This window comes from Methylomarinum vadi (genome assembly GCF_000733935.1).
Classification (GTDB): domain Bacteria; phylum Pseudomonadota; class Gammaproteobacteria; order Methylococcales; family Methylomonadaceae; genus Methylomarinum; species Methylomarinum vadi.
Map to the genome: position 1 here is coordinate 2,233,614 of NZ_JPON01000001.1, position 14,831 is coordinate 2,248,444.

Annotated in this window: 11 protein-coding genes and 1 pseudogene; 9 read left to right on the forward strand and 3 right to left on the reverse strand. The window is 51.0% G+C overall.

Annotation, left to right across the window (positions count from 1 at the left end):
- Positions 1 to 96 precede the first annotated feature (96 nt).
- From EP25_RS0111195 to ubiD, 4 genes are all read left to right on the forward strand, one after another.
- Complete coding sequence (locus EP25_RS0111195) at positions 97 to 1,422, forward strand: HDOD domain-containing protein (protein ID WP_235185885.1); 1,326 nt, start codon at positions 97 to 99, stop codon at positions 1,420 to 1,422.
- A gap of 112 nt (positions 1,423 to 1,534) precedes the next feature.
- The gene (locus tag EP25_RS0111200; protein WP_031433970.1) at positions 1,535 to 2,896 is read left to right on the forward strand and encodes an HDOD domain-containing protein; all 1,362 of its coding nucleotides are present in this window, start codon (positions 1,535 to 1,537) and stop codon (positions 2,894 to 2,896) included.
- 39 nt (positions 2,897 to 2,935) lie between these two features.
- The gene (prlC, locus tag EP25_RS0111205) at positions 2,936 to 4,975 is read left to right on the forward strand and encodes an oligopeptidase A (RefSeq protein ID WP_031433971.1); all 2,040 of its coding nucleotides are present in this window, start codon (positions 2,936 to 2,938) and stop codon (positions 4,973 to 4,975) included.
- Positions 4,972 to 6,435, forward strand: coding sequence for a 4-hydroxy-3-polyprenylbenzoate decarboxylase (gene ubiD / locus EP25_RS0111210; RefSeq protein ID WP_031433972.1), 1,464 nt, complete (start codon positions 4,972 to 4,974; stop codon positions 6,433 to 6,435). Before prlC ends, ubiD begins: the two co-directional genes overlap by 4 nt.
- A 234-nt stretch (positions 6,436 to 6,669) precedes the next feature.
- Here ubiD and EP25_RS0111220 read toward each other — a convergent pair whose 3' ends face one another.
- Complete coding sequence (locus EP25_RS0111220) at positions 6,670 to 7,137, reverse strand: GyrI-like domain-containing protein (protein ID WP_160172721.1); 468 nt, start codon at positions 7,135 to 7,137, stop codon at positions 6,670 to 6,672.
- A gap of 386 nt (positions 7,138 to 7,523) precedes the next feature.
- On the opposite strand from EP25_RS0111220, the gene EP25_RS0111225 reads away from it, so the two are divergent.
- Positions 7,524 to 8,366 carry a helix-hairpin-helix domain-containing protein gene (locus EP25_RS0111225; RefSeq protein WP_031433974.1) on the forward strand — a complete coding sequence of 281 codons (843 nt, stop codon included), beginning with the start codon at positions 7,524 to 7,526 and terminating at the stop codon, positions 8,364 to 8,366.
- A 689-nt stretch (positions 8,367 to 9,055) separates the two neighbouring features.
- On the opposite strand, the pseudogene tnpA reads toward EP25_RS0111225, so the two are convergent.
- Positions 9,056 to 9,487, reverse strand: a pseudogene (gene tnpA / locus EP25_RS0111245) (IS200/IS605 family transposase).
- Between the two features lie 291 nt (positions 9,488 to 9,778).
- Here tnpA and cyoA point away from each other — a divergent pair.
- The 4 genes from cyoA to EP25_RS0111270 are packed head-to-tail and all read left to right on the forward strand — an operon-like array spanning position 9,779 to position 13,758.
- Positions 9,779 to 10,678: a ubiquinol oxidase subunit II gene (gene cyoA / locus EP25_RS0111255; RefSeq protein WP_036300485.1), complete on the forward strand. Its 900-nt coding sequence runs from the start codon at positions 9,779 to 9,781 to the stop codon at positions 10,676 to 10,678.
- A gap of 20 nt (positions 10,679 to 10,698) precedes the next feature.
- Complete coding sequence (cyoB, locus tag EP25_RS0111260; RefSeq protein ID WP_036300491.1) at positions 10,699 to 12,729, forward strand: cytochrome o ubiquinol oxidase subunit I; 2,031 nt, start codon at positions 10,699 to 10,701, stop codon at positions 12,727 to 12,729.
- 4 nt (positions 12,730 to 12,733) lie between these two features.
- Positions 12,734 to 13,351, forward strand: a complete 618-nt coding sequence (cyoC, locus tag EP25_RS0111265) for a cytochrome o ubiquinol oxidase subunit III (RefSeq protein ID WP_031433978.1) — start codon at positions 12,734 to 12,736, stop codon at positions 13,349 to 13,351.
- On the forward strand, positions 13,348 to 13,758 hold the full coding sequence (locus tag EP25_RS0111270; RefSeq protein WP_051906582.1) for a cytochrome o ubiquinol oxidase subunit IV: 411 nt from the start codon (positions 13,348 to 13,350) through the stop codon (positions 13,756 to 13,758). Before cyoC ends, EP25_RS0111270 begins: the two co-directional genes overlap by 4 nt.
- Positions 13,759 to 13,920: 162 nt before the next feature.
- Here the strand turns inward: EP25_RS0111270 and EP25_RS0111275 are convergent, their stop codons facing one another.
- The gene (locus tag EP25_RS0111275; RefSeq protein ID WP_031433980.1) at positions 13,921 to 14,622 is read right to left on the reverse strand and encodes a transposase; all 702 of its coding nucleotides are present in this window, start codon (positions 14,620 to 14,622) and stop codon (positions 13,921 to 13,923) included.
- Positions 14,623 to 14,831: the final 209 nt, after the last annotated feature.

Here is a 14,831-nt window from a genome sequence, read left to right on the forward strand (position 1 = left end):
ATATTTCTTTGTTTTAATAGCTTGACACAATAATAATAGTTTATATTGTTAGACGTGGATCAAAAAAATCGAAAAAGCCCGTAACAGGTTGATTATATGCTCGACCGGGCTGAGCCAAATTATCGGGAATCGGTGTGTTTTCAGGAACTGGACATGGCATTGATAGACTCTTTGTTTAAAGGTAAAAAAAGCGCTTGTAGCTTGAACAGCGAAAAAATATCCGTACAAACATTGCGGGGCCTGATTCCCATTCGCAATTTGAGCGAAGAAAAACTGCAAGCTTTCGCCGAAGAAAAACAAACGGAAGTGCTGGCGGCCGGCGAAACCCTGTTCAACATCAATGCGCCTTCCGATGCCGCCATTTATTTATTGAAGGGAACCGTCACCGTTGCCGATAAAAACGGTAAAAGTTACGATGTCTTTGCCGACAGTACCGAGTCCCGCTTCCCTATCTGCAGCGGCGTTAAACACATAACTTCCGCTGTCGCCAAAACGGATATCAGCTTCCTGCGAGTCTCGCATAAAATCATGTCGGTCAATCCCGCGATCAATCACGAGGAACTGGTCATCCCGGCAAAATTGAGCAATAACCGTTTATTGCAATTGTTTGCCCAATATTTCATGGAAGAAAAACTGGAAATTCCTTCGCTCCCGAATGTCGCCGTCCGCTTGCGCCAGGCCATGCAAAACGACATCGGCATCGCCGAAGCGGTTAAGATCATACAACTGGACCCAGTCATCACGGCAAAATTAATCGAAGTCGCCAATTGCCCGCTCTATTACACTACGAATCCGGCTAAAAGCTGTCTGGCGGCGGTCAGCAGAATCGGACTAGTTGCCAGTCGCAACCTGGTGGTCAGCTTCAGCATCAAACAAATATTCAAAAGCGATTCGCCCGACATCAAAAAATACTTAAATTATCTTTGGAAAGACAGTCTCAGTTTATCCTGTATCAGTTATGTCCTAGCCCTGGAAAGTGGACAATACTGTCCGGAAGAAGCCTTGCTGGCCGGGTTAGTCTGCGACATAGGCGCCATCCCCTTTTTGAACTTTGTCGCCAACCTTCCCTCCGAATACCATGACAAAAAAGAGATCGAACAAGCGCTACCCGTGGTTAAAGGAGTCGTCGGCGCCGCTGTATTGAAAAACTGGAATTTTGCCGACGAATTTATTCAAGTCGCGTTAAATTCCAATAATTGGTATCAAAACAATTCCGAACAACTGACTTTGACCGATATCGTCATTCTTTCGCGCCTGCACCGCAAAATCTGCCAGAAAAAAACCGAGGGATTTCCTTCGATCACGTCTATTCCAGCCGCCAGCAAACTCAAAAACATCGCGCTTTCCCCCGAGAACACGCTACATATCTTGCATGACGCCAAAAACAAAATTAACGACGCTTTGGCCGCCTTTTCCGGCTAAACCCCGCGAAATTCGCAGCCTGACGGATTAACTGGTAACATGCCGTAAAAAACCTTATCCGATTTTACCGACAATTTGTTATTCCGTTCCTACTAGCGCTAGGTTTGACACTATGAACTGGTTCAGCAACCTCTTTGCCAAAAGCGCCCCGAAATCGGCAGGCGAGCGACAAACGCTTCCCGACGACGCAAAAGACGCCGCCAATTTAGACCCTACCCAGAATTCGCGGCCGTTAACGGTCAGCCATGAGCGACAACCGCTCGACGTATTAAAACAGTTTGCCCCACTCAGGGGTCTCGACGAGGAAGCCATCGCCTCGCTCCCCGAAACAACATTAAGATTCGGCAATGAGGCCCGGATTTTCTCCCTAGGCGAAACCAGTGACACGGTGTTTTATTTACTCGAAGGGCAAATAAACATGCAACCGGACGCCGACCAGAGTTACCGCATCGAAGCCGGCACATCCCGTGCTCATCTGCCGTTGAATTGTGGAAAAATTTGTGGCGCCACGGCCACAACCTTGTCGGAAGCGACCATCCTGGCGATTTCCGTCGAGTTGAACCGGCTATGGGCGCAAAAAAGCCAAGAGGATATCTGTTGCGTCGAGCTGGTGGACATCGAATTACCGGAACCCTTAAACGACAATCGCTTTTTCGCCAGTTTTGCCAAGGCTTACCGGGAAAACAAACTGCAACTCCCCTCGCTGCCCAACGTTGCGTTGAAGCTCAAAGAGGCGATGCAACAGGACATCGGCATCAATGAAGCCGTCGAGATCATCCAAATCGATCCCCCTATCCTCACCAAACTTATTCAAGTCGCCAACAGTCCGTTGTATGCGCCGACCTCGCCGATCACCAATTGCCACGATGCCGTCACCCGCCTCGGCCTGCAGGCAACCCGCAGCCTCGTCATGGGTATCAGCCTAAAACAGTTATTCAACTGCCAGGACCCGCATTTGCTGAGAGCGATGCAGAAGTTATGGAAAAACAGCCTGTATCTTTCCAGCCTGAGTTTCGTATTGGCCGAGGAAACCGGCAAAATTAATCCCGAGGACGCATTGCTAGCCGGTTTAATCAGCGACATCGGCATCATCCCCTTATTGCGCTTCGCCGAGCAATATCCCGAACAATACCCAGATTTTGGCGAACTGGAAAATTCCATTCCTTATCTACGAGCGCCGGTCGGCGCACTGATGCTACATACATTAGACTTTTCCGAGGAACTCAGCGCTATCCCGCATCAGTCTGAAAACTGGATGTATGACAGCGGCGAGCAAATCACACTGGCCGACATCGTCATACTCGCCAAACTCCACAGCTATTTCGGCAAGGAAAAAGCGAAAGAGCTGCCTTATATCAACTCCATTCCGGCTTATGCAAAATTACAGGACGGTAAACTAAATCCCGACTTCTCGCTTACAATACTGCGCAAGGCGCAACAGCGAATTAATGCGGCCATGAGCATCCTTACTTAAGCCAAATCTCCTTACAAATTTGAGTCATTACAACCCGATATGAGTAATCCGTTACTAGAAAATTCAGAATTACCGCAATTCTCTAAAATCAAGCCCGAGCATGTCGTTCCAGCCATCGACACCTTGTTGGCAGATGCCCGCCGAGTCGTCGCCGAGCAACTGCAAAACAACGGCGTATACAGTTGGGATAATCTGGTCGGCCCAATCGAAGAAACCGAGGACCGCTTGAACAAAGCGTGGTCGCCGGTCAGCCACATGAACTCGGTCGTCAACAACGATGCTTTGCGCGACGCTTATAACGCTTGCCTGCCCAAACTAAGCGAATATTCCACCGAAATGGGGCAAAACAAGGAGCTTTACAACGCTTATCACGCGATCGCCGAAAGCAAGGACTTCAAGCTACTCGATACCGCGCAACAAAAAATCATCCACAACGCGCTACGCGACTTTCATCTCTCCGGCATCGATCTGCCCGAGGAGCAGCAACAGCGCTACAAGGAAATCAGCCAGGAACTTTCCCGCCTGTCCAGCCAATACAGCGATAACGTTCTCGACGCCACCAACGCCTGGAGCAAGCTGATCACGGATCCCGACGAACTCAGCGGCCTGCCGCCATCGGCATTGCAACAAGCCCAACAAAGCGCGGCAAGCGAAGGCCAGCAAGGCTGGCTGATCACGCTGCAATTTCCCTCGTATTTAGCGGTGATGACCTATGCCGACAACCGCGAACTGCGACGCGAGCACTACCAAGCCTTCGTCACCCGCGCTTCCGACCAGGGACCTCATGCCGGACAATGGGACAATAGCCAGATCATGGAGCAAATCCTGGCGTTGCGGCATGAGAAAGCGCAACTTTTAGGCTTTGCCAACTACGCCGAGCTGTCGCTTTATACCAAGATGGCGGAAAGCACCGACCAAGTCGTCGATTTTCTCGAAGACCTGGCCGAAAAATCCTGGCGTCAGGCGCGCCGCGACCTGGATGAGCTGCGCGAATTCGCTCACGAACAGCACGGCATCGGCCAGTTGGAAGCCTGGGACATCGGTTATTATTCGGAAAAAATGCGCCAGCACCGCTATCAATTGTCGCAAGAAGAAGTCAAGGCCTACTTTCCGGCGCCGAAAGTCATCAACGGTCTGTTTGCCGTCGTGGAAAAGTTATATGGACTGCAAATCAGCGAAATCGACGATTTCGATACCTGGCATCCCGACGTGCGCTTTTTCGAAATACGGGATCGACAACAAAACCTCCGAGGCCGCTTTTACCTGGACCTTTATGCGCGGGCGAAAAAACGCGGCGGCGCCTGGATGGACGATTGCGTCGGTCGCAAGAAGACCGCTGCCGGCCTACAAACGCCGGTCGCCTATCTGACGTGCAATTTCACGCCGCCGACGGCCGATCATCCGGCCCTGCTGACTCACGACGAGGTCGAAACCTTATTCCACGAATTCGGCCACGGCCTGCACCATATGCTGACCCAGGTCGATCATCTCGGCGTCTCCGGCATCAATGGCGTGGAATGGGATGCAGTGGAACTGCCCAGCCAATTCATGGAAAACTGGTGTTGGGAAAAAGAAGCGCTGAGCCTGATTTCAGGACATTACCAAAGCGGCGAACCGCTGCCCGACGAACTGTTCGACAAAATGTTGGCGGCAAAAAACTTCCAATCCGGCATGATGATGGTACGGCAATTGGAATTCAGCCTGTTCGATTTCAAACTGCACCTGGATTACGACCCGGCCAAGGGAGGCCGCATCCAGCAAACCCTGGACCAAGTCCGGGAGCAAGTCGCCGTCGTCATACCCCCCGAGTTCAACCGCTTCGCCCATAGCTTCAGCCATATCTTCGGCGGCGGCTACGCGGCCGGCTATTACAGCTATAAATGGGCCGAGGTGCTGTCGGCCGACGCCTTCTCGCTGTTCGAGGAGAACGGCATCTTCGACCGCCCCACCGGCGAGTCTTTCCTGCATAACGTCCTGGAAAAAGGCGGCAGCGAGGATGCGATGACCCTGTTCATCAATTTCCGGGGCCGCGAACCGGAAATCGACGCCCTGCTCAGACATAACGGGATCGCCGCATGAAATATCGCGATCTCAGGGACTTCATCAAGCAACTGGAAAAACAAGGCGAACTGAAACGCATCAGCGTCGAAGTGGACCCGGTGCTGGAGATGACCGAAATCAGCGACCGGGTGTTGAAACAAGGCGGGCCGGCGCTGCTGTTCGAAAACCCGAAGGGCGGCAATATCCCGGTGTTGGCCAACTTGTTCGGTACCGCCGAACGGGTCGCGATGGGCATGGGCGCTAAATCGGTTACGGAACTGCGCGGCATCGGCGAACTGCTGGCTTACCTGAAGGAACCGGAACCGCCCAAGGGCATGAAAGATGCCGTAGAGAAACTGCCGGTATTCAAACAGGTGCTGAACATGGCGCCGAAACTGGTCAAGAATCCCCCGTGCCAGGAAATCGTCCGGGTCGGCGACGAAATCGACCTGGCCGATTACCCGATCCAAACCTGCTGGCCGGAAGATGCGGCACCGCTGATCACCTGGCCGCTGGTCATCACCAAAGGCCCGCACAAAGACCGCCAGAACCTCGGCATTTACCGACAGCAAGTGATCGGTAAGCATAAGGTCATCATGCGCTGGCTGACCCATCGCGGCGGCGCGCTGGACTTCAAGGAATGGCAGGACGCTCATCCGGGCGAGCCCTTCCCTGTCTCGGTCGCCTTAGGCGCGGACCCGGCTACGATATTGGCAGCGGTCACGCCGGTGCCCGACCCGTTGTCCGAATACGCCTTCGCCGGTTTGCTGCGCGGCAGCAAGACCGAAGTCGCCGACTGCATCAGCAATAACCTGCAGGTCCCGGCCAGCGCCGAGATCGTGCTGGAAGGCTTCATCTATCCCGGAGAAACGGCGCCGGAAGGCCCTTATGGCGACCATACCGGTTATTACAACGAGGTGGACGAATTCCCGGTATTCACGATTGAACGCATCACGCAGCGCCAGGCGCCGATTTATCACAGCACCTATACCGGCCGACCGCCCGACGAGCCTGCCATCCTCGGCGTCGCGCTGAACGAAGTTTTCGTGCCGATATTGCAGAAACAGTTTCCGGAAATCGTCGATTTCTACCTGCCGCCGGAAGGCTGCTCCTACCGCATGGCGGTCATCAGCATGAAGAAGCAATACGCCGGTCACGCCAAGCGGGTCATGCTCGGCACCTGGTCCTATCTGCGTCAGTTCATGTACACGAAGTTCGTGATCGTCGTCGATGACGATGTCGATGCGCGTAACTGGCAGGACGTGATCTGGGCGATGACGACGCGCATGGACCCGGCCCGCGACACGACGATACTGGAAAACACGCCGATCGATTATCTGGATTTCGCCTCGCCGGTGTCGGGGCTGGGTTCTAAGATCGGTTTCGACGCGACCAACAAATGGCCCGGCGAAACGACCCGCGAATGGGGCCGGCCTATCGTCATGAGCCAGGAAGTGATCGACAAAGTGGATCGCATGTGGGACTCGTTATTTTCCTAAGGCATATATGTTGCGTTACAGCCCAATAAAGCGCATTTTGGACCGGCCAATGATCAATTGGTCCTAAAATACTAGTTGAAACCGTGGCCGGTCATATTCTGATCGCCGAACCGGCCGCAATCTTCGGGTAGTTTTTGAAAGTAGGCAAGGTTACCCGGCTCATTGCCACCCATATTGAAACCATGCGCAAAATATCGGCATAAAATCATCAACAAGCACAATTTCATCACGGGGTCATATCGCCTCGATATAATGCCAGCCGGCTTCGGGCCATAGGCCGATGTAAAGGTCGTGCTCCTTTTCTGCGCCGTCGGGCGTGTACCCCATGTCGACCTTGAATTCACTGAGCTTTAATCCGTTTTGGTCCGCCCAAAAATACATCGCCCCGAATGTTTCTCTGATTGTGGCGGTAGACCCGACATGACGGTGATGCAGCAGGCGCTGGGCCGGAATATGGATACCGACTAAGTCTCTGGGAATGCTCGCCGCTTGCCGAACCGCAATACCCACTAACTGCAAATATTTCGAATCAATGATATCGAGCGAAGCATCCAAATACGACGCAATCTTAATACGCTCAAGCTCAGCGGCTTGCTCGAACAATTGCTGCCACGCCTTGGGTATTTCCTCCCCTAAACGCTGCAATGGCGCATGCACCAAGAGACCGGCCATGATCATTTCTCCTCTTTCAACAACTTCCATCGACGCCCTCTTTCTCATCTAAAACACATGAATGGTTGGTATGCCGCCGCCCGCCGAAGCTTAACCGAGTTTTTAAAATTATTGCACTACAAAGTAAAGTTTGGCATGGCTTTTAATCTTTCTAGTTCAATACCATAGACCATAAGCACTACATTTGTTTAGGCTGGGTTAAATCCAAGCAAAAGTCCGTTTACGTGACTGTCCGGTTATGACATTGACCTCCCCACGTTAAAGGTACATTGACCTTCACCTATCAAGCAGGCATATTGCAACCAGGCAATATTAAACAGAGAGGCGGTTGTTTTTAGAATTAATTTAGGCGTTATGATTATTTTGTCAATAAAACCTGTCTCAATAACCTCGACTATCGAATACGCGTGACTACTGTGAACAATCAAGAAATCGCCGAAAAACTGAAAGAAATCGGCGCATTGCTGGAACAACAAGGCGCCAACCCCTTTCGCTCGAACGCCTATCTGCGAGCCGCGAACACCGTCGCGCAATGGCCCCGTCCTATGGCCGAAATCATCGAACAGCATGGGTTTTCCGGCTTGACCGAACTGCCCGCAATCGGCGAAGGCATCGCCCGCTCTATCTTTGAATATGTCGTCACCGGTCGCATGAGCCGCCTGGAAAGCCTAAAAGCGGGCCACGATCCGATTGAACTGTTCGAGCAGATTCCCGGTATCGGCCCAACCCTTGCTCATCGGCTGATCGAAGTGTTACATCTTGACACACTGGAAGCGCTCGAAGTTGCCGCGCATAACGGCCGCTTGACACAGGTTCCCGGCTTCAGCAGCAAAAAAGTCGAATTAGTCCAGGCCTGGCTGAGCCATGTGCTCGGTTATCGTCGGTCCAGCAGCCGCCCACAGGAAGCAATTGCGGAACCTTCCGTTGCTTTGCTGTTACAGATCGATTTTCTTTATCGGAAAAAAGCCGCCGCAGAAGAATTGCCGAAAATCGCACCGAAACGGTTTAATCCGGACAAGGAAGCCTGGTTGCCGATCATGCACATTACGCGAAAAGACTGGCATTTCACCGCCTTGTTCTCCAATACGCCGCGCGCCCACCAATTAAAAAAAACCGACGACTGGGTGGTCATATTTTTTTACGACGACCAACATCATGAAGGTCAGCACACCATAGTCACCGAGACAAAGGGCTCCTTGCTTGATAAACGCGTCGTAAGAGGCCGGGAGGACGAATGCCGGAAATATTATGCAGGATAATCCTGCTCGCTTTTATCCGCTCAAAAACACCGGCTTCGATTGCCGCAGAAAATTGTATTCGCTTGAAACCTGATGGCCTGACGCGAAAACACATTGTCCAATCTTACCTTCTATGTAAGGATGATTGGCAACTAAGACCTGTATCATTACCTGGATGACTAGCAACCCGATATCATTGCGTTTTCATTGAATTATCTGGCCAATGTGCCGGAAGTCATCGATCTTGCCAAAACTGTCAAACAACGTTTACCGCGAAGCTTCGTTTTTATTGGCGGACACAGTGCCTCCTTCACTGCCCAAAAGAAAAGCATGCCCAAAAGGGTCAGACTCGATTAAATACTTGTTCCCTCTGATTACTCCTCTGATTTCTTGCTCGATGCTTAAACCTGAATCCAAAACGCTTACGAAAATGATATCGTCGGAAATACCCACAGACAGAGAGGGGTTCCAAGCGATAAGCGCAAATTATCGACAACAATCCCGCAGGGAAGTTACCGCACTTGTGCGTTGGTGATTATTCACACATGGCGGTATTCATAGTGTGCAAAAATACCCATCGGACCATTCTCACCACTCGACACATAACCATAAACCATATAAAAAACAACGACTAAACAACCACCCGCTCAAGCGGGTGGGTTCCAATAACGGACTGAAAGTCCGGATACGCGTCGACTAAACGACGCGTCTTAGTCGGGCTCCATCTTGAAATTATCGTTTGGATTAGGTTCAAAGTGATGCTCCAAATATTGCTTTATCATCTCATCAGTCATTTGCCCCACTGTGGCGCAAAAATAACCGCGGGCTCAAAAATGTCGACCCCAATATCGCTTTTTCAAGTGCGGGAACTCTTCGAACAGATAGCTCGAAGTTCGTCCCTTGATTCGCCTCATGATTTCGCTTGGGGCCATAGTCGGCGGCGCACTCACCAAAATGTGCACATGATCTTTGCTCACGACACCTTTGATAATCCGTATCTCAAAGGCTTCGCATGTCTGCCGCACCAAGTCTCTCACTCGTTCGGCTATTTCATCCTTCAGCACTTTATAACGATACTTCGTAACCCAAACAAAATGATACTCAATTTGGTAAACCGTATGGCTGCCGTATCTATAGTCCATCGCCACCTCCTTGGGCAAATTATCGCAGCTAAAGCTGACCGGCTAAAGCCGGTGGTTTAAACCTTATGATGGATAATTAAAAGAATGGCATTGATAATGCTTAAAGTTAAAACGTCATGCTTGCAAACCTCGAATATAAGCTCGAACGTCGTGCCGGACCGTCCCGTCTTTAGACAATCCCGGTAACGCCAATGGCTCCCATTCATTGCAGGCATAAACAGAAACCGAACTTTCGAAGCCCAAACAACATTTCGATACAGCGCTTCCAGCCCGATAAGCAGACAATAAGCCATGAACAACAATCTTTCAATCTCATTCATATCTAAGTTTAGCCGCTGGGTGCCGATCGTCGCCCTGGCAATGTCTCTTCAAGGTTGCGATTTTAACAGCGTGCTGCTATTGGAGCCGTCAGGGCCGATAGCGGGCACGATTAACCAGCTTTTCTGGATCACCATGGCATTGATGACTCTGGTCTTGATTCCGGTGTTCGGCATGACGGGATGGTTTATCTGGAAATACCGCGCATCGAACGCGCAAGCCGAGTACGCGCCCCTTTGGGGTGCACCTCACCGGGTCGAATGGATCGTCTGGCTCTTTCCCACTGCAATCATCACCATTCTGGGCACATTGACATGGATTTACACGCATCGCCTGGATCCGTATAAGCCCTTGGAATCCGCAACCCCCCCTCTGGAGGTACAAGTCATCGCCATGGATTGGAAGTGGTTGTTCGTTTATCCGGAACAACACATTGCCGCAGTCAATCAACTGGTCATTCCGGTCGGCCGCCCCATCAGTTTTAAAATCACCTCAAATACCGTTATGAATTCTTTTTTCATCCCTAACCTTGGCGGACAAATTTATGCCATGGCCGGCACGGAAACCCAATTACATCTGTTAGCCAAAGATCCCGGGTATTTCCTCGGAGAAAACACGCAATACAGCGGTAGGGGCTTTCCTTTCCAGAATTTCGAGGTGACCGCCACCACCCCCGAAGAATTCACAAGCTGGGTAAAAACGACCCAACTCACCGCTAACACCCTCGACATGAACAGTTTCGATCGTTTAGCCAAACCCAGCATCAATGATCCGGTCATTTATTACAGCGCGGTTAATCCTAATTTGTTCCAAAACGTACTGAAGCGCTTCAACGGCGAAGCGATTCACCCTCCTATGACCACCACTGAATAACGCTTCCGGAGGAATACATTATGTTCGGCAAATTACGTCTGGAAGACATTCCTTACAATAACCCCATCGTCATGGATGCGGTACTCTTCATGCTATTGGCGATATTCGTCATTGTCGGCCTGATTATCTACCATCGCCGATGGACCTATCTATGGCAACACTGGTTCACCACCGTGGATCACAAAAAAATCGGCATCATGTATATCATACTGGCGCTGGTCATGCTGTTACGCGGCATCGTGGACGCCATCATGATGCGTATACAGCAGATGATGTCGGTCGGAGAGAACCAAGGCTATCTGCCCCCGGATCATTACGATCAGATTTTTACCGCACACGGCACCATCATGATTATTTTCATGGCAATGCCTTTCCTGACCGGTCTGCTCAACGTCGTGGTTCCGTTGCAACTCGGAAAACGCGATGTCGCGTTTCCGTTTATGAACGCCATCAGCCTTTGGCTGACCGTAGCCGGTGCCATGCTGGTCAATGTATCGTTAGCGGTAGGCGAGTTTTCCACTGCCGGTTGGACCGGCTACCCTCCTTACTCGGGAATTGAATACAGCCCCGGAGTCGGAGTGGACTACTGGATCTGGTCGTTGATGCTCAGCGGCGCCGCCTCGACCATGACCGGCATCAATTTCATGGTCACGATTTTATTGGACCGCGCGCCAGGCATGACGCTCATGCGCATGCCGATGTTCTGTTGGACTTCATTATGCACCAGCATCCTGATGCTGCTCGCCTTTCCCGCGCTCACCGTGGCAGCCATTCTGCTCGGCCTCGACCGTTACCTGGGAATGCACTTCTTCACCAACGGCGACGGCGGCAATTTGATGAATTACATCAACCTACTCTGGATATGGGGACATCCTGAAGTCTATATCCTGATCCTGCCGGCCTTCGGCATATTTTCCGAAATCATATCCACTTTTTCCGGCAAAAAACTGTGCGGCTACAAATCGCTGGTCTATGCCACCATGGTGATTTCAATACTTTCTTTCACCGTCTGGCTGCACCACTTTTTCACGATGGGCGCCAGCGCCAATGTCAACGCGATCTTCGGCATCGCCACGATGATTATTGCCGTACCGACCGGCGTGAAAATTTTCGATTGGCTGTTAACCATGTACCGCGGGCGCATACGCTTCACCACCCCTATGTTATGGTCCCTGGCATTCATTCCCGCCTTTGCCGTCGGCGGCGTCTCCGGCGTCTTAATGGCGGTCCCGCCGATCGATTTCGTAATGCACAACAGCGAATTTCTCGTGGCTCATTTCCACAATATGCTGATTCCCGGCGCCTTATTCGGTTTTCTGGCCGGCTACAGCTATTGGTTTCCGAAAGCATTCGGCTTTACGCTGAACGAAAAATGGGGAAAATTAGCCTTCTGGAACTGGATGATCGGCTTCTATCTGGCCTTCATGCCTCTCTATGTGCTGGGGTTGATGGGAATGCCGCGCCGGATGGAACATTATGCCATTCCGGAATGGCAACCGTGGCTGATCGCCGCTGCAATGGGTGCGGCTTTAATCACCGTCGGCGTCGCTTGTCTGGTCATCCAATTAGCAGTCAGCATTAAGGAACGGCAGACCGCATGCGATGCGACCGGCGACCCCTGGGACGGTCGCAACCTCGAATGGGCCACGTCTTCGCCCCCACCGGAATACAACTTCGCTATCATTCCGGAAGTCGAAAGCCTAGATGCCTTTATGGAGATGAAAGAACAAGGGCTGGCCTATAAACGTCCAACCCATTATCAGGATATCCATATGCCTAAAAACACCAGCGTCGGATTTGTTTTCGGGGCGCTCTCCTTCCTCTTCGGTTTCGCCATGATCTGGTATATCTGGTGGCTGGCGATCGTATCGGGACTGGGCATGCTGGCATCCATCGTATTCCGTTCGTTCGACGAACAGACCGAATATTACATCACCGCCGAGGAAGTCGAACGCATCGAGAACGAGCGGCTCCAGAAGATGAATCGGCCGATCTCCGCATCGGCGAGTGACGAAACGCCTGCCGGAAACAACCTTATCTATCAGGAGTAAACTTATGTTATCGGATATATCCCTTCCCTATTCCGAACAAGAACCGCACGAAGCGCAGGACTCATCCCCGCCAGCCAAAGAATACGGTTTCTGGCTTTATCTGATGAGCGACGCGGTCATTTTCGCGCTGTTGTTTTCTACCTACGCAACCATGAGTCATAATTATGCCGGAGGACCGACAGGGAGCGAGTTGTTCGAATTAAACAAGGCCTTCTACGAAACCCTGCTTTTGTTGCTCAGCACCACGACCTGCGGTTTTGCCATGCTGCATGTCGCGGCCGGCGATAAATTGTCGGCGCAGATTTGGTTCGTCATAACATTTCTGCTCGGCTTTGGCTTCGTGTCGATGGAGATCAACGAATTTTACGGTTTAATCCGACAAGAAGCGGGACCGCAACGCAGCGGTTTTCTTTCCGCTTTTTTTACTCTAGTGGGGACGCACGGCTTGCATGTCTGTATCGGCCTGACCTGGCTGCTGGTAATGCTGGTGCAAACCGAGGTGAAAGGATTGACCCAACCGGTCCGCTCCCGTTTGTATCGTTTCAGTCTGTTCTGGCACTTTCTGGATTTGGTGTGGGTGCTTATTTTTACCGTGGTGTATCTGATGGGAGTATTATCGTGAAAACTCATTCCATTCCGAACCATTCCGGCCCCGCGATCTATGTCCGCGGCTTTTTCCTCGCCCTGTTGTTGACGGTGCTTGCCTTCGGCATTGTCATATACGGCGCCGATATTCCTTTCAGTCCCGGCGAATCCGTGTCCGATACCGCATCCTATGGTGATGTCATAAACTCCGGAAGAATACCGCTCGATTATATTGTCATCGGCATTTCAATCCTCGCAATCGTGCAAATTCTGGTACACCTGCGTTTTTTTCTGCACTTGAATTTTTCGTCCGGACAAATCTGGAACGTCCAGGCATTTGCCTTTACCCTACTGATCACTTTGATCATGGCAGGAGGTACGCTTTGGATCATGCATGACACAAGCGTTATGATGATGCCCCATTCAGAGGAGAGCCACAGCTAGCCTCGAACAACGATCAAGTCAGGTCAAAAAACGTTCGCCTAAGCAAAAAGTTCAAAGGAGAAATTCAAAGGGGTCAGAGAAATTCAAAGGGGTCAGACTCTAATACTGCTTACTTAACAATCAAAGGGGTCACAATCAAAGGGGTCAGACTCGATTGGATGGTTATTTTCTAGCTTTTTTAGAGCGCCTATTGCCACCTCTCGGCTTCGGTTTTGCCTGCCGCTGCAACAATCGCTCAACTTCCTCTTGAAATCTTCCACCTCCCAAAACCCAAGCCTTATTGGTGGCATCTCGTATCTCTTTGATCGTCGATTCGGTAACATGTTGCTCAAATAATTCCTGGTAAACCTCTTGTCGTTTTGTCGCATCGTTTCCCAGTGCGAGATACAGCGGGTGTGGAGACAATAAAGCGTTTTCTTTTCCGAACGCATTGAAGTGATAGCTCGACCATGGATAGTCACCAGGATGTCTCACCATTCCAGCACGCACAGGATTCAGCTCTATATAGCGACTGCACACCAACAAATATTGGTCGCTATCCAATACAGTCGCTTTATAACGCCCCTCCCATAAAGTCCCGGTCCGTTGATATTGCCGATTGAAGTATTGCACATAATAGCGGCCAAGCATTTGCATGACTTTACCGATAGCGCCCGTGTGATGAGGTGTGATCAATAAATGGACATGATTTGTCATCAAGACATAGGCATGAAGATCGCATTCGTACTTCTGGCAAGCGGCATTGAGCTTTTCCAGATAAAACTGATAATCCTCATCGGCCACGAAAATGACAGACCGATTATTTCCGCGTTGAATAACATGCTGTGGTTGACCCGGTAGGTCAAATCGAGGAAGACGCGCCATAATTTTGCTGAGAAACGAATTTGAACTGACTGCATTTTAGTCTAAAAGGAAAAAACTATCGAGTCTGACCCCTTTGGTTTTCGGTTTAGAAGCTGTCGGCTTTGTGCCGAGCCCCTCCGGCGAAGCCTCGGCGAATCCCGTTTTGATAATGAAATGAGTAATAATTACTCGGTGGCCGACCCCAGCTTATAACTATTATTGTCAGGCAA

Coding starts and splice junctions, on each gene's coding strand:
- cyoB (WP_036300491.1), top strand. CDS start 10,699: ATGTTCGGCAAATTACGTCTGGAAGACATTCCTTACAATAACCCCATC.
- EP25_RS0111275 (WP_031433980.1), bottom strand. CDS start 14,622: ATGGCGCGTCTTCCTCGATTTGACCTACCGGGTCAACCACAGCATGTT.
- EP25_RS0111195 (WP_235185885.1), top strand. CDS start 97: ATGCTCGACCGGGCTGAGCCAAATTATCGGGAATCGGTGTGTTTTCAG.
- EP25_RS0111220 (WP_160172721.1), bottom strand. CDS start 7,137: ATGGAAGTTGTTGAAAGAGGAGAAATGATCATGGCCGGTCTCTTGGTG.
- cyoA (WP_036300485.1), top strand. CDS start 9,779: ATGAACAACAATCTTTCAATCTCATTCATATCTAAGTTTAGCCGCTGG.
- EP25_RS0111200 (WP_031433970.1), top strand. CDS start 1,535: ATGAACTGGTTCAGCAACCTCTTTGCCAAAAGCGCCCCGAAATCGGCA.
- ubiD (WP_031433972.1), top strand. CDS start 4,972: ATGAAATATCGCGATCTCAGGGACTTCATCAAGCAACTGGAAAAACAA.
- cyoC (WP_031433978.1), top strand. CDS start 12,734: ATGTTATCGGATATATCCCTTCCCTATTCCGAACAAGAACCGCACGAA.
- prlC (WP_031433971.1), top strand. CDS start 2,936: ATGAGTAATCCGTTACTAGAAAATTCAGAATTACCGCAATTCTCTAAA.